Source organism: Hydrogenophaga sp. (assembly GCF_018780385.1).
In the GTDB taxonomy this organism is placed as follows: Bacteria; Pseudomonadota; Gammaproteobacteria; order Burkholderiales; family Burkholderiaceae_C; genus Hydrogenophaga.
Genome location: NZ_JADMJO010000151.1, coordinates 1 through 24,204, shown reverse-complemented (window position 1 = coordinate 24,204; position 24,204 = coordinate 1). Strand labels below are relative to the sequence as shown.

Annotated in this window: 26 protein-coding genes and 2 pseudogenes; 7 read left to right on the top strand and 21 right to left on the bottom strand. The window is 61.0% G+C overall.

What is annotated here, in order from left to right; translation table 11 throughout:
* Nucleotides 1-216 precede the first annotated feature (216 nt).
* On the top strand, nucleotides 217-1,080 hold the full coding sequence (locus IV113_RS25325; protein ID WP_291091081.1) for a 2OG-Fe(II) oxygenase family protein: 864 nt from the start codon (nucleotides 217-219) through the stop codon (nucleotides 1,078-1,080).
* Nucleotides 1,081-1,128: 48 nt separating this feature from the next.
* Nucleotides 1,129-1,755: a LysE family transporter gene (locus tag IV113_RS25320; protein ID WP_181357289.1), complete on the top strand. Its 627-nt coding sequence runs from the start codon at nucleotides 1,129-1,131 to the stop codon at nucleotides 1,753-1,755.
* Nucleotides 1,756-2,392: 637 nt separating this feature from the next.
* Here the strand turns inward: IV113_RS25320 and IV113_RS25315 are convergent.
* Both IV113_RS25315 and IV113_RS25310 read right to left on the bottom strand, forming a co-directional pair.
* Nucleotides 2,393-2,605, bottom strand: a complete 213-nt coding sequence (locus IV113_RS25315) for a hypothetical protein (RefSeq protein ID WP_146039576.1) — start codon at nucleotides 2,603-2,605, stop codon at nucleotides 2,393-2,395.
* Between the two features lie 233 nt (nucleotides 2,606-2,838).
* The gene (locus IV113_RS25310; RefSeq protein WP_066273726.1) at nucleotides 2,839-3,135 is read right to left on the bottom strand and encodes a transposase; all 297 of its coding nucleotides are present in this window, start codon (nucleotides 3,133-3,135) and stop codon (nucleotides 2,839-2,841) included.
* A gap of 20 nt (nucleotides 3,136-3,155) precedes the next feature.
* Here IV113_RS25310 and IV113_RS25305 point away from each other — a divergent pair, with 20 nt between their 5' ends.
* Nucleotides 3,156-3,401 carry an FAD-binding protein gene (locus tag IV113_RS25305; RefSeq protein WP_068675552.1) on the top strand — a complete coding sequence of 82 codons (246 nt, stop codon included), beginning with the start codon at nucleotides 3,156-3,158 and terminating at the stop codon, nucleotides 3,399-3,401.
* 26 nt (nucleotides 3,402-3,427) lie between these two features.
* On the opposite strand, the gene IV113_RS25300 is transcribed toward IV113_RS25305, so the two are convergent.
* From IV113_RS25300 to IV113_RS25235, 14 genes are all read right to left on the bottom strand, one after another.
* Complete coding sequence (locus IV113_RS25300; protein ID WP_146039575.1) at nucleotides 3,428-3,991, bottom strand: amidohydrolase family protein; 564 nt, start codon at nucleotides 3,989-3,991, stop codon at nucleotides 3,428-3,430.
* A 125-nt stretch (nucleotides 3,992-4,116) separates the two neighbouring features.
* Entirely contained in the window at nucleotides 4,117-4,416 is a 300-nt protein-coding gene (locus tag IV113_RS25295; RefSeq protein ID WP_269475657.1) for an SUMF1/EgtB/PvdO family nonheme iron enzyme, read from the bottom strand.
* Nucleotides 4,301-4,627: an SUMF1/EgtB/PvdO family nonheme iron enzyme gene (locus IV113_RS25290; RefSeq protein WP_269475656.1), complete on the bottom strand. Its 327-nt coding sequence runs from the start codon at nucleotides 4,625-4,627 to the stop codon at nucleotides 4,301-4,303. The genes IV113_RS25295 and IV113_RS25290 overlap by 116 nt, the downstream gene beginning before the upstream one ends.
* A gap of 310 nt (nucleotides 4,628-4,937) precedes the next feature.
* Nucleotides 4,938-7,289: a molybdopterin cofactor-binding domain-containing protein gene (locus IV113_RS25285; RefSeq protein WP_083944220.1), complete on the bottom strand. Its 2,352-nt coding sequence runs from the start codon at nucleotides 7,287-7,289 to the stop codon at nucleotides 4,938-4,940.
* The gene (locus IV113_RS25280; RefSeq protein ID WP_291091071.1) at nucleotides 7,286-7,744 is read right to left on the bottom strand and encodes a (2Fe-2S)-binding protein; all 459 of its coding nucleotides are present in this window, start codon (nucleotides 7,742-7,744) and stop codon (nucleotides 7,286-7,288) included. The genes IV113_RS25285 and IV113_RS25280 overlap by 4 nt, the downstream gene beginning before the upstream one ends.
* A 164-nt stretch (nucleotides 7,745-7,908) precedes the next feature.
* Entirely contained in the window at nucleotides 7,909-9,126 is a 1,218-nt protein-coding gene (locus IV113_RS25275) for an NADH-ubiquinone oxidoreductase-F iron-sulfur binding region domain-containing protein (protein ID WP_083944219.1), read from the bottom strand.
* 223 nt (nucleotides 9,127-9,349) lie between these two features.
* Complete coding sequence (locus tag IV113_RS25270; protein ID WP_068675543.1) at nucleotides 9,350-10,318, bottom strand: helix-turn-helix domain-containing protein; 969 nt, start codon at nucleotides 10,316-10,318, stop codon at nucleotides 9,350-9,352.
* Nucleotides 10,319-10,375: 57 nt separating this feature from the next.
* Entirely contained in the window at nucleotides 10,376-10,990 is a 615-nt protein-coding gene (locus tag IV113_RS25265) for an isochorismatase family protein (RefSeq protein WP_102905973.1), read from the bottom strand.
* Complete coding sequence (locus IV113_RS25260; protein WP_068675539.1) at nucleotides 10,987-12,027, bottom strand: 2,5-dihydroxypyridine 5,6-dioxygenase; 1,041 nt, start codon at nucleotides 12,025-12,027, stop codon at nucleotides 10,987-10,989. Before IV113_RS25260 ends, IV113_RS25265 begins: the two co-directional genes overlap by 4 nt.
* Nucleotides 12,018-12,869 carry an alpha/beta hydrolase gene (locus tag IV113_RS25255; RefSeq protein ID WP_269475655.1) on the bottom strand — a complete coding sequence of 284 codons (852 nt, stop codon included), beginning with the start codon at nucleotides 12,867-12,869 and terminating at the stop codon, nucleotides 12,018-12,020. The genes IV113_RS25260 and IV113_RS25255 overlap by 10 nt, the downstream gene beginning before the upstream one ends.
* Nucleotides 12,866-13,222: a (2Fe-2S) ferredoxin domain-containing protein gene (locus tag IV113_RS25250; protein ID WP_068675537.1), complete on the bottom strand. Its 357-nt coding sequence runs from the start codon at nucleotides 13,220-13,222 to the stop codon at nucleotides 12,866-12,868. Before IV113_RS25250 ends, IV113_RS25255 begins: the two co-directional genes overlap by 4 nt.
* A gap of 59 nt (nucleotides 13,223-13,281) precedes the next feature.
* Complete coding sequence (locus tag IV113_RS25245; RefSeq protein ID WP_068675535.1) at nucleotides 13,282-13,725, bottom strand: ester cyclase; 444 nt, start codon at nucleotides 13,723-13,725, stop codon at nucleotides 13,282-13,284.
* 63 nt (nucleotides 13,726-13,788) lie between these two features.
* Entirely contained in the window at nucleotides 13,789-14,184 is a 396-nt protein-coding gene (locus IV113_RS25240) for a hypothetical protein (protein ID WP_146039573.1), read from the bottom strand.
* A 26-nt stretch (nucleotides 14,185-14,210) separates the two neighbouring features.
* Nucleotides 14,211-15,461 (bottom strand): SRPBCC family protein, encoded by a 1,251-nt coding sequence (locus IV113_RS25235; RefSeq protein ID WP_162487222.1) that lies wholly within the window; start codon nucleotides 15,459-15,461, stop codon nucleotides 14,211-14,213.
* A 392-nt stretch (nucleotides 15,462-15,853) separates the two neighbouring features.
* Between IV113_RS25235 and IV113_RS25230 the strand changes: the two genes are divergently transcribed.
* Both IV113_RS25230 and IV113_RS25225 read left to right on the top strand, forming a co-directional pair.
* Complete coding sequence (locus IV113_RS25230; protein ID WP_068675529.1) at nucleotides 15,854-17,173, top strand: Rieske 2Fe-2S domain-containing protein; 1,320 nt, start codon at nucleotides 15,854-15,856, stop codon at nucleotides 17,171-17,173.
* Between the two features lie 8 nt (nucleotides 17,174-17,181).
* Complete coding sequence (locus IV113_RS25225) at nucleotides 17,182-18,171, top strand: PhnD/SsuA/transferrin family substrate-binding protein (RefSeq protein ID WP_068675527.1); 990 nt, start codon at nucleotides 17,182-17,184, stop codon at nucleotides 18,169-18,171.
* Here IV113_RS25225 and IV113_RS25220 read toward each other — a convergent pair.
* Genes IV113_RS25220 through IV113_RS25210 form a run of 3 tightly spaced genes read right to left on the bottom strand, consistent with a single transcriptional unit; the run spans nucleotide 18,164 to nucleotide 20,839 of the window.
* Nucleotides 18,164-18,673, bottom strand: a complete 510-nt coding sequence (locus IV113_RS25220) for a MarR family transcriptional regulator (RefSeq protein WP_068675525.1) — start codon at nucleotides 18,671-18,673, stop codon at nucleotides 18,164-18,166. The genes IV113_RS25225 and IV113_RS25220 overlap by 8 nt on opposite strands.
* A complete protein-coding gene (locus tag IV113_RS25215; protein ID WP_068675523.1) occupies nucleotides 18,666-19,874 on the bottom strand; it encodes a Gfo/Idh/MocA family oxidoreductase in 1,209 nt (402 codons plus the stop codon). Before IV113_RS25215 ends, IV113_RS25220 begins: the two co-directional genes overlap by 8 nt.
* Entirely contained in the window at nucleotides 19,871-20,839 is a 969-nt protein-coding gene (locus tag IV113_RS25210; RefSeq protein WP_068675521.1) for a PDR/VanB family oxidoreductase, read from the bottom strand. Before IV113_RS25210 ends, IV113_RS25215 begins: the two co-directional genes overlap by 4 nt.
* A gap of 212 nt (nucleotides 20,840-21,051) precedes the next feature.
* Between IV113_RS25210 and IV113_RS25205 the strand changes: the two genes are divergently transcribed.
* On the top strand, nucleotides 21,052-22,023 hold the full coding sequence (locus tag IV113_RS25205) for a tripartite tricarboxylate transporter substrate binding protein (RefSeq protein WP_068675519.1): 972 nt from the start codon (nucleotides 21,052-21,054) through the stop codon (nucleotides 22,021-22,023).
* A gap of 39 nt (nucleotides 22,024-22,062) precedes the next feature.
* A complete protein-coding gene (locus tag IV113_RS25200; protein ID WP_068675517.1) occupies nucleotides 22,063-22,554 on the top strand; it encodes a hemerythrin domain-containing protein in 492 nt (163 codons plus the stop codon).
* Between the two features lie 207 nt (nucleotides 22,555-22,761).
* Here the strand turns inward: IV113_RS25200 and IV113_RS25195 are convergent.
* Together IV113_RS25195 and IV113_RS25190 are read right to left on the bottom strand one after the other, a co-directional pair.
* A pseudogene (locus IV113_RS25195) lies at nucleotides 22,762-23,517 on the bottom strand (transposase); the annotation flags it as partial.
* A 74-nt stretch (nucleotides 23,518-23,591) separates the two neighbouring features.
* A pseudogene (locus tag IV113_RS25190) lies at nucleotides 23,592-23,957 on the bottom strand (Lrp/AsnC family transcriptional regulator); the annotation flags it as partial.
* Between the last annotated feature and the right edge of the window lie 247 nt (nucleotides 23,958-24,204).

Below are 24,204 nucleotides of genomic sequence, written 5' to 3'. Positions count from 1 at the left end.
GCCAGTGCTAGCTTTGCGTACCGTCACTTATTGCACTGAAAACGAGGAGACCCCAATGTGCAGCGCAGCGTGACCGCGTACGTTCCCCAAATGTGATGAAAGACGGGACGCAAAACGGCCTTGTCATCCATACACGCATGACGTTGGACACGAAAGAGTCATGGCTTGGTGATGTCATGACGGACGGCAATTCTGCCGGTTTCAGGGAGTCTGAAAATGAGTTCTGTTACTACTTTTTCTGCTGTCACGCACGAGAAGATGGTTGTTAGAAATGCGCATAGTGATCACCTGCGCGTTACCGTACTTTCTTTGATCACGCATGGCTATGCCATCGTAAAAATGACGACATCGGCTCAAAAGGCTGTGTGGTCCGCTTTGGATGAGATTTCGCGAGTTCCGGAGGACGTGCAAGCTGACTTTTGTTTTCCTGATCGAACAGACGGCTTTCTGCCCAAAGGTGGGGAGCACGCTAAGTACACAGATAACGTCGACCTTTGCGATCGTTTTTGCTACTGGCACCACCACCGAGCGCTTCATGCAGGGCACCCGTTTATTCACACGCCCGCATACCAAAACATAGTGAATAGTGAAGTCGAACTTTCGTGTTTAACTCAGAGCATCGTCACAGGTTTGTGGGATTTTTTCCGCAATGAGGAGCAAGTGACTATTCGTGATAGCTCCTACGTACAACTGTGTATGTACGAGCGCAAATACCAAGAGGACGACCGCACCTATTTGCAAGACAGGCATGAAGACGGCCATCTCATCACGTTGATCAAACCAACTCGCGATGGACTGGTCATTTTTCTCAACGACAGGGAAGTCCCTGTGCACTTGGCAGACGATGAAGTCATCGTCATCACAGGCTCTTTGTTGACATTACTTTCTGATGGGCAAATTCCCACCATGTATCACGCAGTTCGAAACCCGAAGATGGAACTTGCACGCAAGTCGTTGGTGTACTTTGCCATCCCAGATCTCCAGCGCTCGTACACCACATTGTTGGGAAAGAACCCTATCAACGTTGCCGCATTCGCTGATGAAAGTCACCGCGCTTTCGGAAACACCCCCTTGATCTAATGCATTTGGAGAGGGCCTTCGCCCTCTCCACTTTTTACCGAGACTAATGTGTTAAACCTGCAACTTATCGAGGGATTCATTCTTGGAGCAGGTCTGTTGATAGCGCTTGGACCCAAGGATACTTTTGTAATCAAAAACAATCTTGCCGGAAGCAATGCAGTTGTTTTGGTGTTGATCTGTGCTCTCTCGGATGCGATGTTAATTATGTTAGGCGTGGTTGGACTCGGGGCGGTCATCACTGCGAATCGTTGGGTTATGGTGCTGACAATGACCGTAAGCATTCTTTATTTGATTTATTTTGGTATTCGAGCTTTGCAGTCGGCATATCTTGGGCAAACATCGGTTGGTGAACTGGGTGTTATTCATGCCCCAATGACGCGCGCTTATGTTGTTAAGGGCGCAATTTTTCATTCGCTTCTTTCACCTTTTGCCTGGCTTGATACAGTATTGGTCATCGGGTCAATAAGTGCAATCAAAATTGGAGCGGATAAATTTTTCTTTGCAAGTGGGGCGGTGGTGGCTTCATTCCTATGGTTCATCGCGTTGACGGTAGGCTCACGCCTCGCTGCTCCAATGTTCCGGAACCCACGTGTTTGGCAGGGATTGGACATCCTAGTCTTCATATCCATGTTTGTATTGGCTGGGAAACTGTTAGCAGACTACCCTTGGCGGTGACGCAGCTCGGATCACTCACCAGATATTGAGCGCGTATGCGCTATGTTGACGTCTGCGACCGATGGCCGAGCTGAGCCGTGCGAGCATTGGCCGTTTTGGCCGCCGAACGCTGAACTCTTGGCGGCCGCACATCTACCCTGACAACCTACATGGCAACTGGGAGCCGCAGAATCGATGCCAACTGGTAGCAAACTGCGCGTGTCCAAGGGAGCCGAACCAGGTGTCCAGTTCCCACCGTTCCCGCTGTCCAAGAGAAACCGAACTGAGTGTCCATCAGCGACCGAAATACGCAACACCCGGATCTCACGCAGCAGCCGGGAGCCGGTCAACTCGGGCCAGGCCTGTAGTCGTTCCTGCAAGTAGCTACGGAAATCGTCGAGAGCGCCAGTGCGAGCGGCTCTGGGCTTGTACTTGGGAGCGGCAAGTCCGCGCTGGATGTATTTGCGAACGGTCTTGCGGTCATGCCCGGTTCTCTGGGCAATCACGGAGATCGCCAGTCCCTGCCGGTGTAGCTCCAAAATCATCATCAGTCCCTTCAGATTGAGCACCTGGCCTCCAGCTCCACGACGGTCGGGAGCCAATGGTCGGTCAAGTGGACGAACAGGCAGCGGGCCTCGGCCCGCTGCCTGTTCAAGCTTCAAACTGGGGAAAATTCAACCGGCCAATACGGGGAGTATTCATCCGGCGGTGACACCCACTTCTGGTTTGGTCCACTGGCCTCGAAGTCGCGTTGCAAGTGATTGGGCGCGATGTGGTTCTCAAGCCTGCTGCCCGTATCGCCAGGTAGCCTGCGTCGCTTGTGGCGGGCTTGCAGCTTGGCCAGGTGCATCAGCCGGATGACCCGGTTCATCCAGCAACTCTCGCCCAGCGCTCAAAGGTCGTGCCAGACGCGTGGACTGCCGTAGGTTCGGTCGCTAAGCTCGAAGCACTCCCGGATGAGGCGGGTGAGCCTGGCGTCGTCCTGACTGCGCTGGCTCGGCGCTCTGTCCATCCATTCGTAGAAGCCGCTGTGGGAGACCGCCAGAACCCGGCACATGGTGCGGGTGGGCCAGACACTACGATGCCGCGCGATGAAGCCGTACTTCACTGCGGGTCCTTGGCAAAGTAGCCGAGCGCTTTTTTTAGGATGTCGCGCTCCGTGGTCACGCGGCGCAGTTCGCGTTGCAACCGCTCCACCTCAGTGGCGGCCTCACTGCGCAACGGCCGATTCGGCCTGAGGTCCAACACCCCGCCACGCTCCTGGGTGACCCAACGTCTGAGCACGCTGGTCTGAATACCCAGGTCCCGTGCAATGTGCGTCACGGTGGCGCCTGGCTGCTTGCACAGCTTCACTGCTTCACGTTTGAACTCGTCCGTGAAGCTCCTTCGGGTTCTTGTCATGCCTATCTCCTGAACACATCATGTCATTGGATGTGTCCGGGAAACTGGGGGAAGCCCACATGGGCGAACTGGGAACATTCTCCGGTGTGGACACGAACGAACATGCACAGGTGCTTCGTTCAGATGGCGAACCTATCCCCGGCCTTTACGCGGTGGGCAATGACATGTCCCATGTGATGGGCGGGAATTACGTGGGCGGAGGGGCCGCGATCGGACCTTGTATGACCTTTGGCTACATCGCGGCGCAGCACCTCAAGCAGCAGTGAAGACCGTGGCACATGTGGCATGGAGGTCAGCCGCGCAGTTGAGGAAACAGCCGCAGCGGACTGGGCCGCTCGATCATCTGTAATTGCGACGCGGTAAATACCCCTGAACTCCGCACGCCCTGGAGGTGGTCAAAGCTGGTTCGGTAGGGGTGGTCCGTTCCGAACACGATCTGTTCCAGGGGAACCACTTGGGTCAGCTCGGACATCGCGGCAGCGTTCGCCGTCTGGGCCGTGTCGTACCAGAAGCGCTGCAGTTCGGGGAGCACGCCATTGGGGAAGTTGGGCGCCACGTTGCGCGCCAGCAGGGGATGCCGCACGAAGCGCTCGATCAGGAACGCCATCGTGCCGCCGGCATGCGAAAAAATCCATCGGATGCAGCGGAACCGCTGCGCATTCCCGTCGAAAAGAACGGACGCAATGGTGCGCGTGGTATTGGTGCCTAACTCCACCATGACGCCCTGCACATTCTTCTGCAGAATGCCGCAGCAGTTGGCCGCCGTCGGGTGTGTATAGACCACCACTGGCGACCTGCCGGTTCTGGCCTGTGCGAGAGAAATACGCCACGAGCCGGCGGCGCGGCGCTTGTTCAACGCGGGCCCTCTGCGCCCATGATGATCTGGGCGGCGTCAACGCAGAAGCGCTTGCAGCTGCGATCAGGCTTGCCCATTGGCGCAGGTGAACGGGGCGGGTCTGTTCGGTCATCGCGGTACTTCTTTCAGTCGACGGTCTTCGCGACGCGGAAACCAATGCTGATGCCTCGGTAGTTCGGCGCGTACGGCTTGCGCACGGCCGAACGCCAGCTGTCGGCCGTTTGGTGCCAGCTGCCGCCGCGCACGACGCGATTCGATCCACTCGCCGGGCCCTGTGGATCCACCACGGCGGCCGCGCCAGGGTAACGGTCACCGTACCAGTCCTGCACCCACTCCCACACGTTGCCATGTACGTCGTGCAGGCCCCAGGGGGTTGGGCAGCTTCTGACCCACCGGGTGGGTCGAGCCTGCTGTGAAGCCTTCACCGAACCAGGCATGAAGTGGAAGTTGCCGTGCGTCGTCGCCGAACGAATACGCAGTGGTCGTGCCAGCGCGCGCGGCGTACTCCCATTCGGCCTCGGTGGGAAGTCGGTAGTGTGTGCGACTTTCCTTTTGATTGAGCCGCTGGATGAACGCCTGCGCCTCTTCCCACGACACGGTGGCCGGGTGGCTCGGCTGGTTGATGTGGGCGGCCATGCCCGGCAGATCCCGGCACGGCGGCATCGCCCGCAAGGTAGTTAAGACGGTTGGCGCGGTAGTGGTTGATGTACTCCAGTACATAGAAGCCCGGCGGTGGTGCTGCGCCGGTCAAGAAGTTTTCAGCACCGAGACTCGCGGTCGATCCTCCGCCCTCCGTGGCCAGCGCAGAGGTCATCGACAAGGTCAACAGGATACCAAGGGCGTATGCAAGGATCGCGTTGCTGAGTCGGATGGTCATGGTGAATTGCAATCAAAAGAGAAAAGGGGCTCGTCACTTCCGGCGTCGGCTTGCGGTACCGCTGCGACGTCAAGGGGACTTAATCGCCGCCAGCACCTGTGCGGGCAACATGGGAAGGCGGGTGAGATGGGTGCCCGTGAGATGCGCCACGGCGTTGTTGATGGCAGGGGCGATCTGTAGCAAGCCGAGCTCGGCAACACCGGTCATGGGGTGTTCGGTAGCGAGAATCGTCACCGCAATATCCGGCATTTGACTCATACGCAGGATGGGGTAGTTGTGGAAATTCGTCTGTTGAACGACGCCACGTTCCACCGTGACCCGCTCCATCAACGCAACGCTGAGCCCTTGGACGATGCCGCCCTCCATCTGCGATTTCACGATGTCCGGCTGAGCGACCAATCCAATGTCGAGGGCGCACCACACCCGCAGCACCCGAATTTCACCGGTCTGGCTGTTCAGCGAAACCTCGCTGACGAGTGCCACGTGCGCATTGGAGTACGGCGTGTAAGCAACGCCGAGCGCGGTGGACCGATCCGACAGCGTCTGACGGCGTCGGCGCCAGTTGGACATCCGCGCAACTTCATTCAAAACCGCCACGGCACGCGGCTCTTTTTTCAGATGTCGCACGCGGAATTCGATGGGGTCGACCTTGCGCTGGTTCGCCAGCCGGTCCATCAGCGATTCCTGCGCGAACTTGACCTGTGCAACGCCTATTCCGCGCATGTAGCAGACGTCGACGCTGCGGCGGGGAGTGACCGCGTCGATGACCTGCAATGGGATGTCGTAGGCGACCCTCCCTCCGATCCAGTTGCCGGGATCGGTCTGCTGATACGCGCCAAAGTACTGGGGGAACAAGCGCGCGAGCCACGAGTCTGCAACGACCGTATGACGCATGGCCGAGATCTGCCCACTCTTCTCGTCCACCGCCGCTTCGATGCGGCAGGCCAGAGCCTGCCGAAACGGGTTCCGTTTGATATCGTCCTCGCGGGTCCACAGGACCTTGACGGTTTTCCCCACGGCCCGAACGATGTGCGCTGCGTCCACCATGGCGCCAGGCTCCAGGCGGCGTCCGAATCCTCCTCCCACATAAGGCAGGTGCATCTTCAGTTGATCCGGGGGAATGCCCAGAATGCTGGCGGCAAAACCCTGCTCTACCGTCGGCCACTGCGTACCCACCCACGCCTCGGCCGATTTGCCGTCGGCGGAAGGACGGATGGTCGCGTTCTGCGGCTCGATCGGGCTCTGGTACACAAGGTCCGAGGTCATCTCGAATCGCTCGACGCTCGAACGAGCGCCAGCGGCCAATGCGCTTTCGGTCGCCGATGCATCGCCTTGTGACCAGGCGCGAACGGCAGTCCCTTTGGTCTCTCGTGCCAGCTCGCTGAATTCTTGTAGAACAGCGTCGCTGCCATAGCCCTGTTTTTCAGGGAGCGGCGCCCACTGGACTTGGAGCTTTCTCCGCGCGATTCGAACGGCGATCAGGTTGTCGCCAACGACCGCCACGCCATAGGGAAGTCGAAGCACGCGGACGATGCCGGGCACCTGGAGGGCCTGGGCTTCATCCACCTCCTCCGGCGCCATCCCGAAGACGGGGCCGGTTTCCACCATGGCGTGGAGCATGCCGGGGAGTTGAACGTCCATCCCGTACGACGCCTTGCCCGTGGTCTTGTCGGGGATGTCGGGGCGGGGCGTGTCCACGCCGATCAATTGGTACTGATACTTCCGCTTGAGCCGTATCGAATCCTTCCGCTTAGGGTCCGGCGCCACGATGGACAGGGGTGCCTCACCGAAGTAGTCATCGGCTGGCTGCGGGGCTTCACCCGGTGCGAAGAAATGAGGCAGCGAAGCGGGCATTTGGATCGACCCGACGAGTTCGCCATACGTGATGCGTCGACCCGACTTCGCGTGCAGCACAACGCTCTTGCGCGAACTCAACTCGGCAAACGGAACCCTCCATTTCCCGGCGGCGGTGTGGAGCAAGATGTACCGAGCCTGAGCACCGGCCACGCGAAGCACATCGAAGTAGCCGTTCGTGGTGCGGGAAGCGGCGGTGATCTGCGTGTTCCATGCCAGCGGGTTGCCATACAACTTGTCGTTCGCGGACGCCTGCAAAACCCGCACGGCACCCCAATCGGCGTCCATCTCTTCGGCCACGAAACGCGGCAGAGCGGTGTGAGCGCCCTGTCCGAGTTCCACGGCGGGGCAGACGATTTCGATCACACCATCTTCGTGGATGTTGACCCAGATGTTGGGGCTGATCTTTCCAGTCGTTGCTGCATCCTGCGTGGCAGCGGCCACGGCGGTACGCGCAGCGCCTGTCAGCGCGAACGCGACACTGCAGCTCACGGTGCTGGATCGTATGAGGAACTGCCGGCGTGACAGCGGCGTGCTCTCGATGGAAGGTGCAATGTCCATGCTCATGCTTTCAGCTCCGACGCACGGCGAATCGCACGCTTGATGCGTTGGTAGGTGCCGCAGCGGCAGAGGTTGCCATCCATCGCCTCGACGATCTGCGCGTCGCTCGGCTTGGGTGTGCGCTTCAACAGCGCAGCGGCCTGCATGATCTGGCCGGATTGGCAGTAGCCACACTGCGGCACCTGTTCTGCGACCCACGCACGTTGCAACGGGTGTTGGTGTTGGGCATCCAGTCCTTCAATGGTGGTGACGGACTGATCTGCAGCCGCGCTGATGGGCGTGATGCACGAGCGAATGGCTTTCCCGTTGAGATGCACCGTGCATGCGCCGCACTGTCCGAGCCCACAACCAAACTTGGTCCCCGGCAGTTTGAAATTCTCTCGAATCACCCAGAGGAGTGGTGCATCGTCGGGCACGCCTTCAATATGGACGGGCTTGCCGTTCAGGGTGAGTCTTGTCATGTCGTGGGTTCCTATTGGACGTCGCAGTTGTTTGCTGATGCCGCAGGATACGAGGCCACATGCGCGCGGTCTTGCCGTTGCGTGCACAAACAATTTCGAACCCGTGCAATGCAGACGGTCTCGCGCAGCGCACATGCTGTCGCTGAGATGCGACGGGAACGGGGTTACGCGGACTCGGCCGGTAGATGTCGATCGATGTCTGTCTTGAAATGCCGCAGCAACGACTCGACTGGTGCGACCGGCATGCGAATCAAACCGCAGATGCCGTGGGCGGCATTGGCCTGGATGATCAAGGGGATTTGCCCCAACAACTTGGCGCTTCCCTTGCCCGCTTCCACCTGGCGAACGATGGCCGCGAGCATCCGGGTCTGCATGCGACATTGCGGGCACTGCCCACACGATGATTTTTCGAAGAAGTCTGTGCGGCTGCGTGTGACAGAGACCATGTCATCGTCCTCGGAGAATCCGCTGATCGCGGCGCAACCAAGGGACGAACCGGCCCGCATGAGAGAAGGTGCTTCGAACAGCACATCGAACTGTTCGCGGTGTAGAAATCCGGAGGCAGGCCCCCCGGGCTGCACCGCCCGGATGGTGCGCCCCGAACGCAGTCCGCCCCCATGCACTTGCAACAGCGCATGGATGTCGATACCCAGCGGGACGAGGCGCACCCCGCTATGAACGAATTCATCTCCGAAGGTGCACAGCGTCACCCCCTTTCGCGCGATTCCCAACTGCCGGTATGCCTGTGCGCCATGCAATATCAGGTACGGCAGGTGGGCCACAGTCTCGACGTTGTGCACGAGCGTGGGCTTGTCGTCGTGACCCCGTTCGATCGGAAAAGGCGGTCGGCGAACCGGCATCGCCGGGCGACCCGACAAGGACTGCAGAAGAGCCGTTTCTTCGCCCGCCACATACTCGTCCGGAACAGTGACGATGCGAACGACGGGCAACGGGTGCATTTCCCGCGTGATGTGGTTCAAGGCACTGGTGACGGCGTCTTGGGCGGCGGTGCCTCGCGCATTGATGGCCACCCAGACATGCGTGGCACCCAGCAGGTGCGCCAGGCAAAGCGCGCCATCCAAAACGGTGTCGGCGTGATGGGTCAACAACCAGTCGTCTTTGGCCGACCCTGGCTCATGTTCGCCACCATTGATCACAAGGTGCTTGGTGGGCTCCGCCTGTTCCCTGAACAGCTGCATCTTGCGTGCGCTGGAAAAATTGGCGCCCCCTTTGCCACAGAGGCCTGCCGCCTGAACCTCGTCCAGGAAGACCTCTGCGGCCATGGTCTGCGCATGCGCATAGGCGGGAAAAAAAAGGTGTTTTTGGGTTGTATCGTGAAGCGATGCAGCTGCCAGAACACGGCGGTCGAATAGGTTGATCATTGTCTGGATGGAGAGTTACATCGACAGACCCACACCGGAGCAGGTGGTGCGTGTTACGCACGAAGTGGGTCACCCAGCGACTCTGCCCACTTTACGTGGAAGTACCCCACGGGCTTGGCCCATGCGTGCACTTTGATTTGTCGTTGGAGGAAGTGGCGTCTATAGGCTGGTGCTCGACCGGCACTCCGCTGACGCGCTGGAGGTCGTGTTACCGGAAGGTCGATCAGTTCGGGCCGCTGCTGTCTGCGCGTACATTGCGCAGCAAGTCGCTCGGGGTGTAGCCGTACTTCTTGCGAAAGGCGTGTGTGAACTTCGGATGGTCGTTGAACCCGCAGTCATAAGCGACGGTGGCGATGTAACCCGGCTTGGTCGCGCGCCTGAGCGACTCGTGTGCAAGCTGGAGGCGCAATTCGCGAATCCATTGAGACACGGGAGTTCCGGTTTCTCGAAACAGCGAGTGAAGATAGCGCAAGGAAATGCGGCAGGCCTTCGAAATCTGGGTCGGCGTCAGATTCGGGTCGGAGAGATGCTGCTGCACATAAGCCTCGATGCGCGCCAGGTGCGCATCCCGAATACTTGACTGCTGAGACTGCAACGCGTCCGGGTGTTGCTGAAGCGTCAAGGCAAGCAGTTCGACCAGATGGGCATCCATCAAGGCGCGCAAATGCGGGTTCGCGTTTTGCTCGACCTGGCGAGCTACCAGTTTGAGATAGTCGTTGAAGACCTGGCCTATGCCCGAGTTGACGTCATATTGCCGGGCGGAGAAACGACGGGGGTCGCCCACATGCGCTCGCAAAGTGGAGGCGGGCAACTTCCACACCAGCATTTCACTACCGTCTCCGTAACCAAACTCGTAGGGCTCTTCGCTCATTTCGAGAACGAATTGCCCCGGGCCGCACCGTGTGGTGCGTCCGAACTGCGTAAATTCCACAGTCCCTTGAACAGGCAATGTGAGAAGGACTTGCCGGTCTTCCAGGTCGCAATGTTCCTTCAAGCGCCGGCTGCTTAGCGCACCCGAGGTCAATCTTGAAAGGGAGCCGTTCGACAGATCGCTCTGAACCAGTTCGCCACGAAACGTGTGCGGGCTTGGGAGTGTGATCTGCAAGTTGAAGAGGGCTTCGGAAATGGCATGGCGCCAATAGCTCCCGCCCAGGGAGGGTTGCACGCTGTCGGTTGAAAATCGCTTATTCATGATCGCAGTACCGAAATAGAACGATTTACCAATGGCCCTCCGGGCCGGAAGGGACCCTCAGGATAGCAACAGCGCCTCCGTCGCGGGCATCAGAGCCGCATACTTCTGGTTCATGTCAAACAGACTTGCATTGTGAGCGTCGATCGATCGATCGCCAACACATTCGGGGACGACGATGGGGCGATACCCCCATGACATGGCATCCACCACACTGGCGCGAACGCATCCGCTGGTTGTGGCGCCCGCCACCAGGAGGGATCGCACGCCACGCTGGGCCAACCACGGCGCCAGCGAGGTACCAAAGAACGCGGAAGGCACTGTCTTGCGCACCACCAGTTCACCCGGCTCGGGGGTCAGTGCGCTCACGATCTGGCTCTCCCGACACGATTCGTTCAACTTCAAGACGCCCGGGACCTTCATCGCAAAGACATTGGCGTCGGCTGCAGCGTCGTCAAAGACGATACGCGTGTGGACGATGGGCCATTTTTTCTGGCGAGCTCGAGCAAGCAAGGTTTTGGTCCCGTCGATCGCCTGGGCAATGTTGCCACCGCCGAACTGGGCTGGATCCGCAAAGGCGTTCACAAAGTCGACGATCAGCAACCCGAACGGCGCCGCCGGCTGGAGTGCCGTGCCGAAGCCTTGCTTTGAATAGATGTCGCCGTCGGGCATCACGTCCCTGCCTCAAGCACTTTCCCGTCACGAACCACCACCTCGCCGTCGATTGCCACGGTGCAATTGCGTAACGGAATATCCAGGTGACAGGGTGTGGTACGGGTGCCCCCTGCTTCGCTGTTTGGACCGAGGGAAAACAGGAAGTTTCCTTCGTAGGCGCGCGCATCCATACCAATGGTTTGTTCGCGGTCGTACAGCGACAGGGTGGACCAGTGACACCGCGGCTGGAGGCCCCATCCCACGTGTGACATGGCAAATGCCTCTGGGTCGTTGAATCCGTTCATGAACTCGAGCAGCATCTCGGCATCGACGCCTCCTTCGATCTGCCTGACGTAGCCGTCCTGCACGTGCATGACGACGCGGTCTGTCATATACGTCTTCTGTGGCAAGAGGATGTCCCCCTTGTCCAGCACCAAGGTGCCCGAGCTGCGCCCCTCGTTGGCAAAGGTGAAGACAAACCCACTGGGCCAGTTGTCCCAGCGCCCGGGCTCGTCCACGAAGCCGTACTCGCTGAACGTCGGGTACTCACCGAGTTCAAATGTGGCGCTCGTTCCCGCCTTGGAAGTGACATGCATCGTTTTCGCACGGCGCAGCCGATCGGTGGCGGCCAGAACCCTCTGGCGGTCGTGCAGCGTGGGGATGGTTCTGACCAGAATCTCCGGAGGCTCCATGGCCAGGAGAATTTTGGTTCCCGATTGCAACACCTGGAGTTGCTCGGGCGAGAACAGCAGCCCCATCAGATCCAGAACCAGGTCGCTCGCCATGAGGGCGGCGATGGCGGGGGGATTTCCGCTCAGTGGCGTTTCCCCGAGGTATCCGAACGGGTCTCGGCTAAGCGACTTCTCTGCGTTGATGGGCGGCAGCTCGATGTGTGTGACGGTCGCGCCCGCCTCCTGCACAGCCAGTGACGCCGTGCGCAAGGTCTGTGGATGGGTGTGCCCGCCACTCAGAATCGTTACGGATTGTCCGGTTTGCAGTTGACTCAGATGGAGGACTGCTTTCCATGCTTGCAGCATCTGGAAATCGCTCACGGCCATAGGGTGCCTTTCGAATGTGTGGAGAGAAAGGGATCGAGTGCGGCATGAAACGCCGAGACGTTGTCCCAAGGAATCATGTGCCCCGCATCGGGAATCCGAACGTGTTGCACACATTCACTCGAATCGTGAATGCGTTCGACGTCCTCTGCTGAAACGACGCCGCCGTGTTCGGCGGTCATCAAAAGTGTGGGTGCCCTCAAGTGAGGGACGTCCTGGAGAATGCACTCGGCATGGAAGGCGTCGTGTGCCGCAGTCACCGCGCGTGGATCACAGGTATGAAGCCACTCCGCGCGAAGCGCACGATGTTCGTGCGACCACGTCGGCAGCGCCCCGCGCAAATCTTCAGCGCTACAGCCGCGCTGCGCCCACGCAATCGCCTCCAGATAGGAGGAGAGTTCATAGGGATACTTCGGGCGTCCCGGGCCACTCATGGGTGGATCGATAAGCACCAGGCCAGGAGGCATCGCAGTGCCTTTCGCCAGCATTCTTGCAATGACGCGCGCACCCATGGAGTGACCCATCAGGATCGACGTCTGCAACGAGCGCACACGGAGAAATTCGTTGAGATCATCTGCAAGGGTGTCGATGGAGTAGTCGAGGCCCGTTCCCGAAGACGAAAGACCACGCCCCCGGAAATCGAGGACATACGTGTCGTACCGCCGACCGAGTCTCTCGGCAACAAAGCCCCATGTCACGGCAGGGCTGGTGATGCCAGGCATAACCACCAACGTGGGTGCCTCCTCGGTCTTTGGGGAGTAGCGGAGAAAGTGCTGTCGAATGCCATTCGCCTGGACTTGCGCACCGCCCACGAAACTTGACACGTTCGACACGTTCGGAGTCAAGCGTCCTCCGATGGGCACAAGAGGCCTGCATCCATGATGCCGAAGATCAACGCCTCCAGTTGGGGGTCGTTTTTCTGCTGCAGATGCTGTGGTGGGTTCGCACCTGAAACCACGTCGCGAACCACTGACACATCTTCTGGACTCACCGCGGTGAGCCAGCAACGGCGGTTGGGAATAACCACATTCGGTCCACTGTTGCACGCAGAGAAGCACATGTAGGTATGGATCCGAATGGCCGGCGATTCAGACGAATGGAACTCATCGCGGAGCGCCTCGATGACGCGATCCGCACCTCGATTCTTGCAATCAATGTTGTTGCAGACGTAGATCTCGCAGATCTCGGCTTGTGACATGTTCTGGAATCTTCTTCGGAGCAAGCGACCAGGAGCACCCGCAGGTGCTCCTGGTCGCATTACATGATGTTGGGCGTATCGGACTTCATGTCGAGCGCAGGCGCGTAGTCTGCGAGCTGGCGCGAAAGGGTCGCGGTGTCGCTGTAGAACATGCAGGTCTTGATCTGGTCGTTCTGAATGTCGACGAACATGCCCTCGAACACGTCGCAACGCTTTCCCGTAATGTCTCGGCCCATCCAGAGGCCCTTTCCGTTGCCGGTCGTGCGCAGTGCAGAAAACGCCTTATGTCCTTCGGAGATCATTCCCGTGACTTCAAAGTGGATGTCTGGAATGGCGGCAAATATCATCGAAAACAACTTCAACACATCGGCTTTGCTGCCGAGAGGAATGGGCGAGGCGACATCGATCATCGTGCTGTCGTCAGACAGGTAAGTGGCCATGGTGGCGAGATCGTGTGCGTTGTGCGCCTTGACAAAGGCGCGGACAACTTCGGTGGGGGTCATAAGGTCTCCAAGTGACGGTGGTTGAAAAAAGGCGAGAAGAGTGGTCAATGGGTGGCTTGCGCCTTACGGAGTCACCGGCTGCAATCGGATCTTTGGCTTGGCCTGCCAGTCCGCTGAGTCGTGCTCGGGCTGCCAGACATCCCACGCCATGCCGTCTGGCACGGTATGGCTCTTGTGCAGCTCGATGGACAGCGATGCGTCGGCAAAGGCCAACATCAGGGTGTAGAGGTTGTTCGTTTCTTCCGCGATGCCTTTGCCACCTTTGGCAGACGTGTCCGCCTGACGGAAATGTTCAATGACTTCCTCGATGCGCGAGAGGACTGCGCCGTAGAACGTCCGAATGTCCTCCAGCGTTGACTTTTCGCGCCTCTCAAGGCGAAGGGCTTCGGTGGCCAATGCCCAGGGTAGAAACTGTTCCAGCTCGCTGAACTGGGACGGCAGATGTTGGACGGTTTGCATATCGGTGTAGCCCCTTTCGGAGGTCATCAGAAGTTGACGTAGTCGTTGAGGGTCTTGTCGGCATGCCGGATGAGCACTTCCTGATCCTGCAGATACATGCGTCGGAACACACCAGAATCGATGGAGCGTTGTGCACCGATGGTGGTGTTGCCGTCTTCACGCCACAGATCTCGCAAGCTGTACTTCATGTATTCGCTGGTCCACTTCGACACCAGATCGTCGGCCTGCACCGGTGGCCCGAAGTAGCGCGCATTCCAGCTCGAGGTGTTGTGCGCCTTTCCCGGCATCATCTTGTGGACGATGTAGGCACTCTGGCCGAGAAAGACCACGTGCATGTTCGGGAAGATGTACAGGTAGTCGAAAAACCAGTTTTCGCTGCGCGTGGGGTTCACGCCCTTGGCCCATTTGTCCACCGGCACATTGGCTGCCGTGTTCGTGGCGATGGTCTGGCCCAGGCGGCTCGCCAGCGACGTCACAGGCGCGACCTTGGACAGATCTGCACTGATGCGCGCGCGGTTGCCGAAGAAGCTTCCGGAACTGTGTCTTCCCAATAGCTTGAAATCCCAGGCATGGCGCGACGGATCGTCCCCGCTTTCCATGAACCCCGGCGCCGACCGCTTGTGCAGATACTTGAGGTGGTATCCATCGAGCTGAGAATCTCTGAGCACCGGCCAGCTGCATTCCAGATCGGCGCGGTAGGACAGCTGAACGGTGGTCTGTTCGAACGGATAGGCGTCGTAAAGACCCAGCAGCTCTTCGCCCAAGTACTCCCGCAGGCTCTCCGCAGGCTTCGGATCGAGGTTGACGAAGATGAAGCCCTTCCACACATCAACGGCGACAGGAATCAGATCTGCCTCGATCGTCTCTGGATGGAAGAACATGTCCTGTTCGGTCTTCAGTATGTTCTTGCCATCCAGGCTGTACGACCAGCCGTGGTAGATGCAAGTGAAGCGACCGCGCACATTGCCGTAGTTCTGGAAAACCAATTGGGTGCCGCGGTGCAGGCAGACGTTGTGAAACCCCCGAACCACCCCATCCAGGGCACGCGTGATGACGATCGAATTGCTGGTGATGTCAATGTTCTCGACGAAGTAGTCGCCCGCATTGGGAATTTCGTCGACGCGCTTACCCGTGGAAATCCACGTCTGCTTGAACACCTTGTCTCGCATCTTCTGGAAGTATTCCGGCGATCGATAGGGTTCGATGGACACCGGACCAGTCCCCAACTCAGGATGATCGAGTGTCCACCTGGCGTTCTTCAAGTCACTAAGTTTCATGGGGCGAGTCCTTGGAATGGGCGGAAGTAGAACGATCAACTGTAGGTTTGACACCGTTTTCGTTCTTGCCGTTTCGTGCAGTTGCGCTTGTCTTCGCGTGCAGTCCAACGCGGTCGCGATGCAAGGGTTTTCCCGCATTTTTTCTTTTTTCCTTGGGGAGTGGCCGCCATGCGCCGACGACCCCCAACGGAGGTTGATCACCTCTTGATCGACCTTCCGCGTGAGATGAATCGCAGGCGTCGCGTTCGTTCACCGCGCTGTCACAAAACCCGTGAGCCGTCTGAGCACTCACTTGTCATTCTTGTCGCCTCGGCCATATACTTAGATATCTAAACATACTTCCGATGTTGCTCGACCGCCATCGTGCAGCTCAACGTACAGAGGTCCCATTCATGATCACACCCGAAGAAAACGACCTGCTATGCCGCGTTGTCGGCAACGCTCCCATGGGCCAGCTCATGCGGCGCCACTGGACGCCGGTGTGCCTGATCGAAGAAGTCGCCGAGCCCGATGGCACGCCGGTGAAAGCGCGCGTGTTGGGCGAAGACCTGGTGGTGTTCCGCGATACCGATGGCAACGTGGGCGTGCTCGACGAAAAGTGCCCGCACCGCCGGGTGTCGTTGGTCTACGGGCGCAACGAAGAAGGCGGTCTGCGTTGCCTGTACCACGGCTGGAAGATGGACGTGGCCGGCACCGTGCTGGAGATGGTGTCGGAGCCCGCTGCCAGCGGCTTTGCCGAGAAGGTGAAACACAAGGCCTATCCCGTCAAGGAATGGGGCGGCATGGTGTGGGCGTGGTTCGGTTCGGCGGACGCGGTACCGGCTTTCGTGCCGCCGCCCTGGGCGCCCACCGCCGACACGCGCGTGTCCATTGCCAAGGTGGTGCTGCCTTGCAACTGGGCGCAGATTCTTGAAGGCGCGATCGACTCCGCGCACAGCTCCAGCCTGCATTCGTCCGACATGGTTCCCGCACGCGTGGGCGGCGCAGAGGCCACCGACAAGACCTGGCTGCGGCCGTCGACCGACAAGGCGCCGCGCATGCAGGTGCAGCGCGGCGCCTACGGCTTTCGTTATGCCGCCATTCGCCGCCCGATCCAAAACGCGGCCACGCACGAGTACGTGCGCTCCACGGTGTTCTCCGCGCCCATCACGGTGCTGATTCCACCGAACAATCTCTACAACGTGGCCAACGTGAATGTGCCGATGGACGACACCACCACCGCCTTCTACTTCCTGGCGTGGGGCCACCCGGCGAGCACACCCGAGACCGAAACCTGGCGCAAGTTTCTGCGGCAAACGGTGGGTGTGGACCTCGACGCCTACTACCGCCCCTTGCGCACCGAAGAGAACCGTTTCTGGCAAGACCGCGAGGCCATGAAGGCCGGCAACTTCACCGGCATCACCGGCTTTCCCAACCAGGACGTGGCGATGTGGCTCACCATGGGGCCGATCGCCGACCGCACCCACGATCGACTGGGCGCGAGCGACATGGCAGTGGTGGAGTTTCGCAAGCAGATGCTGGAGGCCGTGCGCGCGTTCCAGCACGGCGGCCCCGCCATCGGCGCGGGCGACAACGCCATTCCGCCCTCGGTCTGCTCGTTCCAGGCGGTGATCCCCAAAACCACCGACTGGCGCGAGCACGAAACCACCTATGTGTGGGGCCCCGATGAGAACCGCCCCGAGCTCGAACCTTCCTATTCCGTCAAGGCCTGAGAGAACCCATGTCCAAACTGCAACTCTCCATCGCCATGGGCGACTACGACCGCACACGCGCCCTGCTGGACGGGCGCGTGCAGATCGATGGTGTCGACCCGGTCTACATGAACCTGTACCCCGAGGAGATGTTTTTCCGCGCCATGCGCAGCCAGGAATTCGACATCTCCGAGCTCTCGTTCTCCAGCTACGCGGTGAAGACCGCCAAAGGCGACTGCCCTTACGTCGCGGTGCCGGTGTTCCTCTCGCGCGCGTTCCGCCACACCTCGATCTATGTGCGCAAAGACCGCATCCACAAGCCCGAAGACTTGAAGGGCAAACGCATCGGTCTGCCCGAATACCAGCTGAGCGCGAATGTGTGGGCGCGCGCGCTGCTGCAGGACGACTACGGCGTAGCGCCCGAAGATGTGACCTGGGTGCGCGGCGGCATCGAGACGCCGGGTCGGCCCGAGAAGATCGCGTTGAACCTGCCCGCAGGCGTGAAGCTGGAGAGCGCGCCCGATGGCGTGACGATCTCCGAGCTGCTGGACCGCGGCGACATCGACGGTTTCATGGCGCCACGCCCGCCCAGCGCGCAGGCCATGGCGAACCCGAATGTGGGCTGGCTGTTCGACGACCCGACCTCGGTCGCGAAAGACTATTTCCGCCGCACCGGCATCTTCCCGATCATGCACGTGGTGGGTGTGCGCAAGACCCTGGCCGAGCAGCACCCGTGGTTGCCGGGCGCGGTGTTCAAGGCGTTCTCGCAGGCCAAGGTCGCCGCGCTCGACGCACTGTCCGACACCTCGGCCACCAAGGTCACCTTGCCCTTTGTCGAAGAGCAGCTCAAGGCCGCGCGCGAGACCATGGGCGAGGACTACTGGTCTTACGGTGTCGAGCGCAACCGCGCCACCATCGACACCTTCCTGCGCCACCACAATGCCCAGGGTTTGTCCAGCCGTGCGCTGTCGACCGACGGGATCTTCCATCCCGCCACGTACGAGAGCTACGCTATTTGACGGCGGGCTCCTGCGCGCTCGGACTGGATTCTTCGTCGGCCAGGTTCTGAATGATCTGCAACAGGCTTTTGCGCACGATGGCCACCGAGCGGTCCGGGATGCCGCGCACGCTGACGCGGTTGACGTCTTCGGCCAAAGGCACAAGCACCTTTTCGAGCGCGCGCCCCTCTTCGGAGAGGAACACGTGCACGTTCTTGCGGTTGCCTTCGAGCTGGCGCCGTTCGATCAGCCCCATGCCCTCCATCGCCCGCACGGCACTGAAGGTGGTGGGCTCCATCACGCCGGCGAGATCGCTCAGTTCGCGCTGCGTCAAGCCGTCCTGAATCCAGAGAATCCGCAGAAAGGTCCAATGGCCGAAGGAGACGCCGTGCGCGTTCAGGCGCACCTGCAACGCCCGCATCTGCGCGCGTGCCACGTCGCGCACCAGGTGCGCCAGGCGGTCTTGCGGAACGGCTTCGCGCCAATGGCGCAACAGATGCTGGGTGGGGTGGGCGTCACGCATCGGGTTCTGGAGGTGGGCGGTAAGCGACTTGAAGAGTGGGCATGATATCCACCGCCCGCCGGCCCGACTCGAGAATGGCCAGGCAGACCTCGAGTGTGGCCCTGGACCAGGCCCCGCCATGCAGCGGCTGGGCACCTTCGCGCGCCACGCGCCACAGCTCGTCGATCACCTCGGCACGCGGCACTTGCGGAATATCGGCGGCGACGAAGCGCCGCCCCTGGGCGTCGACCACCGCCACCCCATGCGGCGTCAGGCGCAGATCGCCCCGCTCGCAGCTCACGATCACCGGCCCGAAATGTTGCGCGGCATCCGGCACGCGCGGCGGCGGGGGCACGAAGAGGCTGCCGCCGAAGTTGCGCTCGGCCTTCAACGCGGCTTCCTGTGCTTCGTCGATCACCGAGGCCAAACGCGCGCGCGTCTGGTGGTGCGCATCGGGGTCTTTCGGCAAGCCCATCTCGCCGATGCCGTCCATGAGCGCATCGGTGTCGTACAAGCCGTAGCCGTTGTAGGTGACGCTGGCGAAAGCGCCATTCGCAAAGTTGAGCAGCGCGCTGAACGCGCCCTCGGTGGGCCGGGACGCGTCCCATGCGCCCGTGCTCGCCCGCACTTGCGTGGTGAGCCCGCCGGCAAGCAGCCGCACGATGTCGATCTGGTGTGCCGCCTGGCTGAACACCACCCCGCCACCGCGGGCGGTGTCCAGCTCCTCCGGGCGGCGAGGCCGGTAGAGAAAGTCGGTGTACTGCATGGCATGCACCAGGCGCACGTCGCCGAAGGCACCCGAGTCGATCAGGCGCCGCGCGAGCAACACCGGGGCGTTGAAGCTGTGGCTGTGGCCTACGATCAAGGGCACGTTCGCGCTGTCGCACGCGGCCATCATCTGCGTGCAATCGTCGAGTGCGATCGCCATGGGTTTTTCCACCAGCACACCTTTGCCGTGCCGCGCCGCCAAGGCCACGTGTTCCGCGTGCATCTGGTGCGGTGTGGCGATGTAGATCCACTCCACCAACGGGTCCGCGCACAAGGCCTCGGGCGAGCCGCGCGCGATGCCGCCGAAGGTTTGCTCGAACTGCGCGCAGGCACTTGCACGCGGGTCGAAAGCGGCCACGAGTTGCACGCGCCTGTCGTTCAGAAAGGTCGGCAACATCAGCGTGAAGGCACGGCCCAGGCCGAGCACCCCGAGTCGGATAGGAGCCTCGCTCACAGGTCGAGCACCAGACAGGGCGACTTCGCGCGCGACACGCACACCATGATGTGGTCGCCCTTCTCTTCGTCGAGCAGCACCAGGTCGCGGTGGTCGGCCTCGCCGCCGAGCAAACGCGTCTTGCACGAACCGCAGGTGCCGCTTTCGCAGGAGCTCGGCACGTGCACACCTTCGGCCCGCAGCGTGTCAAGGATGGACTTGCCCACCGGCACCACGAAGGACCGACCGTCTTTCTCGAGCTGCACCGAGAAGGCCTGATCGTCCGCGTGCGGTTTGGTGTCGCCACCAAAGCTCTCGAAGTGCACGCTGCTGCTCGGCCAGTGGCCGGTCATGTCGCGCACCGCATCCATGAGCGCTTTCGGTCCGCAGCAGTACACATGGCGCCCGGCGGCGGCGCCGGGTTTTTCCAGCACCGGCCACAGATCGAATCCATTCGACGGGTCGCCCTGGTCGTGGTGCACGACCACACTGGACGCGAAATCGCTGTCGTGGATGTCTTGCAGAAACGCCGTGCCCTCCGCGTCGCGCGTCAGGTAATAGAGCTTGAACGGTCGATCGCCTTCGGACGACAGCTGGCGCGCCATCGCCATCATCGGCGTGATGCCGATGCCGCCGGCGATCAACGCGAAGCTGCGCGCTTTCGCATCGAGTTCGAACAGGTTCTCGGGCAGGCCTACGTCGACGGTTTGCCCCGCCTGCACACCATCCACCAGGCTCATCGACCCACCGCGGCCGTCGTGCTCCCGTTTGACCGCGATGACGTAGCGGTGCCGTTCGTCCGGGTGGTTGCTCAGCGAGTACTGGCGCGTCACGCCCAACGGCGTCTGGATGCGGATGTGCGCGCCCGCCGTGAAGGGTGGCAGTTCACCGCCGTCGGGCGCCGTCAGCTCGAAGCGTTGTATGCCGCGCGCAGCGGGCTCGGCACGCGCCACGGCGAGCTTCATGAAGGTGGGATCGGGGGCCATGCGTTGTCCTTGGAGGTGGTCGGCGGGTGAAGGGTTTTCAACGTTGACAAGGCGTATGCAGTTTGCAAGAATGAATTATCTTAGCCATCTAAGTAAATTTCAAGAGCGGACCTCAAATGAGCACCGCCCACCGATTCGTGATGTGTCTGCCGGCGTCATGAATCCTGCTCACGACCGGCGTGGACCCGAACCCCACAACACTGGAGACACACATGAACCGCAGAATCCTCGCCACCGCCGCACTGGCTTTGTGCTTCGCGCCCGCCGCGTCATGGGCCCAGCAGGCCTACCCGTCCAAGCCCGTGAAGTTCATCGTGCCGTATGCAGCGGGCGGTCTTCCGGACACGGTGGCCCGCGTGGTGGCGAAGCACCTGGGGGAGCGCATGGGGCAGTCGGTGGTGGTGGACAACCGGCCGGGCGGCAACGGTGTGGTGGCGTACCAGACCTTGCTGCAAAGCACGCCCGGCGACGGGCATGCCTTCATCGTGTCGGACGGCTCCATGCTCTCCATCACCCCCCTGATGAACAAATCGGCCACCTACCAGACGGGCAAGGACATCCTGCCGGTGTCGCTGATCGCGCGCTCGCCGCTGTTCGTGGTGGCGCACCCGAAAACCGGTGTGCACACGTTTGCCGAATTCGTGAGCCTGGTCAAAAGCAAGCCGGATGAATTCACCTATGCGTCGTCCGGCATCGGTAGCACGCACCACCTGACGATGGAAGCGCTGAAGGTCGCGTTGAACCTGAACCTGCGCCACGTGCCCTACCGGGGATCGGGCCAGTCCACGCCAGCGCTGGTGGGTGGGCAGGTGGACTTTTCTGTGGCGGCGCTGCCCTCGGTCATGGGCTTCATCAAGAGCAACCAGGTGCGGCTGTTGGCCAGCAACGAGCCCACGGGTTCGCCGCAAGCGCCGGACATTCCCGCCATCGCGGAAACGGTGCCGGGGTTCGACTTCTCGGTGGTCGTGGGCGTGCTCGCCACCGCCGGAACGCCGCAAGCCGCGATCGACCGCATCAGCAAAGACATTGCCGAGGTCGTCAAGATGCCGGAGGTGGTGAAGACCTTCGAGGGCTCGGGGATCGAGCCGGTGGGCTCGACCCCCGAAGCGTACGGCCGCGTGATCATCCGGGAGAACGAGTTGATGGCGAAAGCCGGCAAGGCCGCCAGCCTGAAGTCGGACTAAAGCCCAGCGGAAGCCCGGGAGGGTGTATCTTCTACCGCCATGAACACCCGACTTTCACAGGGCCACGAAGCCGCTGAAAACCCGCTGATCTGGAGCGACGCATTCCTCTTGGGCTACGGCCCCATGGACGACACCCACCGCGAATTCGTCGCGGTGGTCTCTGCCTTGATCGGGTCCGATGACACCCGAATCGCTGCCTGCTTCGCCGAGGTGGAAAAGCACCTGCGCGATCACTTCAGCACCGAAGACCGCTGGATGGTGGAAACCGACTTCCCGCCGCGCGACTGCCACATCGACGAGCATGCGGCTGTGCTGAAATCGCTGGAGGAAGTGAAGGAGCGCCTGGTGCAGGGCGACTTCTTCACGGTGCGCGATTTCGCGCGGGAGCTGGCCAAGTGGTTCCCCGGTCACGCCGACTACCTGGACTCGGCGTTGTCGCACTGGATGAGCAAATTGCGCACGGGCGGCAAGCCGATCGTGCTGCGGCGCAAGCTGTCGTTCGACGGGTCGGTGATTCCTGAGACGAAGTGAGCTGAGGTCCCGAGCCTAAGGCGCGTGTGTGCTTGCGCTCAGAGGCTGAGAAGCTTTCGCTTCCAGGCTGATGTCGAATGAACGGGCATGGTCGGTGGCGCGGTTGTCGTCGGCGCAACGACCGGTTTGTGGTTGGAGACGCGTGCGATGAGTTCCAAATCGACCTCGTAGGCCTTTGCAGGCCGCATTTCGCTCATTGCATACTCCTCACGCGGTGCTTGCGCTCGTTTCGGACGCACCTGTGCCCCAGCCGATCAATTGCGGTGCCAGTGCCGCCAGGCGCATCAGGTTGTGGGCCAGAGCGCAGAGCTTGGTCACATCGAGCACCTTGGCCAGTCCGCATACCGGCAAGCGCTGCAGGCCCCGGTTGCGCGCCTGTGCGTTCACGCATTCGGCCGTGGCCGCGCGCTCCTTGTAGATCTGCCGTGCAGCGTCTGTGTTCATTCGCTGGCGCCAGTGCGCCACGGCCTCGCTGTAGCCCGCCTTGGGCTCGAACTCGCTGCCTGGCGCGGGTGGGTCCCCGCCGTCTTTATCCTTGCCCTTGGGCGCCTTTACCCGAGGCACCGGCGCATAGACCTCGGTCTTGCCGGCCACCGCATCGATTTGCGCGTGGGGGGGAAGCCCCCGTCCACCAGCCACTGCTCGGGAGCGCGCCCCAGGCGCTGCTCGACCTGTTCGACCATCGGGCTCATTTGCCCCATGTCACTGCCCGCCGTAGTGACATCCACCCCCCACGATCACCTGACTGGCGCAGTCGGTCGCAAACTGCACGTTGTAGGCAGGACGGAAACCCCCGTCGGCTATCTTCATGTTGGTGGCATCCACATCTGTGGTGCTGGCGCGCGCGTTTTCGGCCTTGTCGCCGTTGCGCCGCTTGGCCGCTTGCAGCTCGGGCAGGCGCGCCAGCGCCTGGGCAATGCGTTGCTCGCGCTGCTTCGCCGCGCACAGCCGGGCCGCCTGCTTGGCGTCGACGGACAAGACATCCGGGTGTTGAAACACGTTCGGACAGTTGCAGAAAAGCGCTTGGCGGAAGAGATCGCCATGTCCGCAACTGCCACGCGCAGCAGGTAGTCTGCGTCGCCCGTCATCAGGTAACACTCCATAACCTCATCCCGGATGCGGATGCGCTCTTCAAACTCTTCCAATGCCTCGAGACTTTGCTGCTTGAGGCTGATACAAATGAACACGTTGAGGTGCAGCCCAAGTTGTTTGGCATCGAGCAGCGCTACATATTGGCGAATGAGACCGCGCGCTTCCAGCGCGCGCACCCGCGCCAGGCAGGGCGAGGGCGAGAGGTGCACGCGCTTGGCCAGCTCCACGTTGGACAGGCTGGCGTCTTCCTGAAGTTCTTTCAGAATCTTCAAATCGGTGCTGTCAAGATCATTTGTGCTGTTAGTTTTCATATAGGCAGCATTTTATGCTGTCAATTTGCGCTACGAGGACGCAGAAAGACAACAACTGCCCGGGCTACCGGCCTACAGTGCTTCGATCAGGAGAACCCCATAAACGACGTTTCAAAGCAGTTGCATTTCATCGACCCCGCCTCTGCCGACCCCGATCCCGGCGAAACGGCGGAGTGGCGCGAGGCGCTGTTCGGGGTCTCCTCGTTTTCAGTGCAATAAGTGACGGTACGAAAAGCTAGCACTGGCG

What these genes read in the sequence shown, in the direction of transcription:
- IV113_RS25285 (WP_083944220.1), bottom strand. Translation starts at nt 7,289, where the DNA reads ATGAGCATGGACATTGCACCTTCCATCGAGAGCACGCCGCTGTCACGC.
- IV113_RS25310 (WP_066273726.1), bottom strand. Translation starts at nt 3,135, where the DNA reads ATGACAAGAACCCGAAGGAGCTTCACGGACGAGTTCAAACGTGAAGCA.
- IV113_RS25260 (WP_068675539.1), bottom strand. Translation starts at nt 12,027, where the DNA reads ATGGCCGTGAGCGATTTCCAGATGCTGCAAGCATGGAAAGCAGTCCTC.
- IV113_RS25230 (WP_068675529.1), top strand. Translation starts at nt 15,854, where the DNA reads ATGATCACACCCGAAGAAAACGACCTGCTATGCCGCGTTGTCGGCAAC.
- IV113_RS25315 (WP_146039576.1), bottom strand. Translation starts at nt 2,605, where the DNA reads ATGAACCGGGTCATCCGGCTGATGCACCTGGCCAAGCTGCAAGCCCGC.
- IV113_RS25305 (WP_068675552.1), top strand. Translation starts at nt 3,156, where the DNA reads ATGTCATTGGATGTGTCCGGGAAACTGGGGGAAGCCCACATGGGCGAA.
- IV113_RS25280 (WP_291091071.1), bottom strand. Translation starts at nt 7,744, where the DNA reads ATGACAAGACTCACCCTGAACGGCAAGCCCGTCCATATTGAAGGCGTG.
- IV113_RS25270 (WP_068675543.1), bottom strand. Translation starts at nt 10,318, where the DNA reads ATGAATAAGCGATTTTCAACCGACAGCGTGCAACCCTCCCTGGGCGGG.
- IV113_RS25275 (WP_083944219.1), bottom strand. Translation starts at nt 9,126, where the DNA reads ATGATCAACCTATTCGACCGCCGTGTTCTGGCAGCTGCATCGCTTCAC.
- IV113_RS25225 (WP_068675527.1), top strand. Translation starts at nt 17,182, where the DNA reads ATGTCCAAACTGCAACTCTCCATCGCCATGGGCGACTACGACCGCACA.
- IV113_RS25245 (WP_068675535.1), bottom strand. Translation starts at nt 13,725, where the DNA reads ATGACCCCCACCGAAGTTGTCCGCGCCTTTGTCAAGGCGCACAACGCA.
- IV113_RS25210 (WP_068675521.1), bottom strand. Translation starts at nt 20,839, where the DNA reads ATGGCCCCCGATCCCACCTTCATGAAGCTCGCCGTGGCGCGTGCCGAG.
- IV113_RS25200 (WP_068675517.1), top strand. Translation starts at nt 22,063, where the DNA reads ATGAACACCCGACTTTCACAGGGCCACGAAGCCGCTGAAAACCCGCTG.
- IV113_RS25290 (WP_269475656.1), bottom strand. Translation starts at nt 4,627, where the DNA reads ATGGCCGCCCACATCAACCAGCCGAGCCACCCGGCCACCGTGTCGTGG.
- IV113_RS25250 (WP_068675537.1), bottom strand. Translation starts at nt 13,222, where the DNA reads ATGTCACAAGCCGAGATCTGCGAGATCTACGTCTGCAACAACATTGAT.
- IV113_RS25325 (WP_291091081.1), top strand. Translation starts at nt 217, where the DNA reads ATGAGTTCTGTTACTACTTTTTCTGCTGTCACGCACGAGAAGATGGTT.
- IV113_RS25235 (WP_162487222.1), bottom strand. Translation starts at nt 15,461, where the DNA reads ATGAAACTTAGTGACTTGAAGAACGCCAGGTGGACACTCGATCATCCT.
- IV113_RS25240 (WP_146039573.1), bottom strand. Translation starts at nt 14,184, where the DNA reads ATGCAAACCGTCCAACATCTGCCGTCCCAGTTCAGCGAGCTGGAACAG.
- IV113_RS25220 (WP_068675525.1), bottom strand. Translation starts at nt 18,673, where the DNA reads ATGCGTGACGCCCACCCCACCCAGCATCTGTTGCGCCATTGGCGCGAA.
- IV113_RS25205 (WP_068675519.1), top strand. Translation starts at nt 21,052, where the DNA reads ATGAACCGCAGAATCCTCGCCACCGCCGCACTGGCTTTGTGCTTCGCG.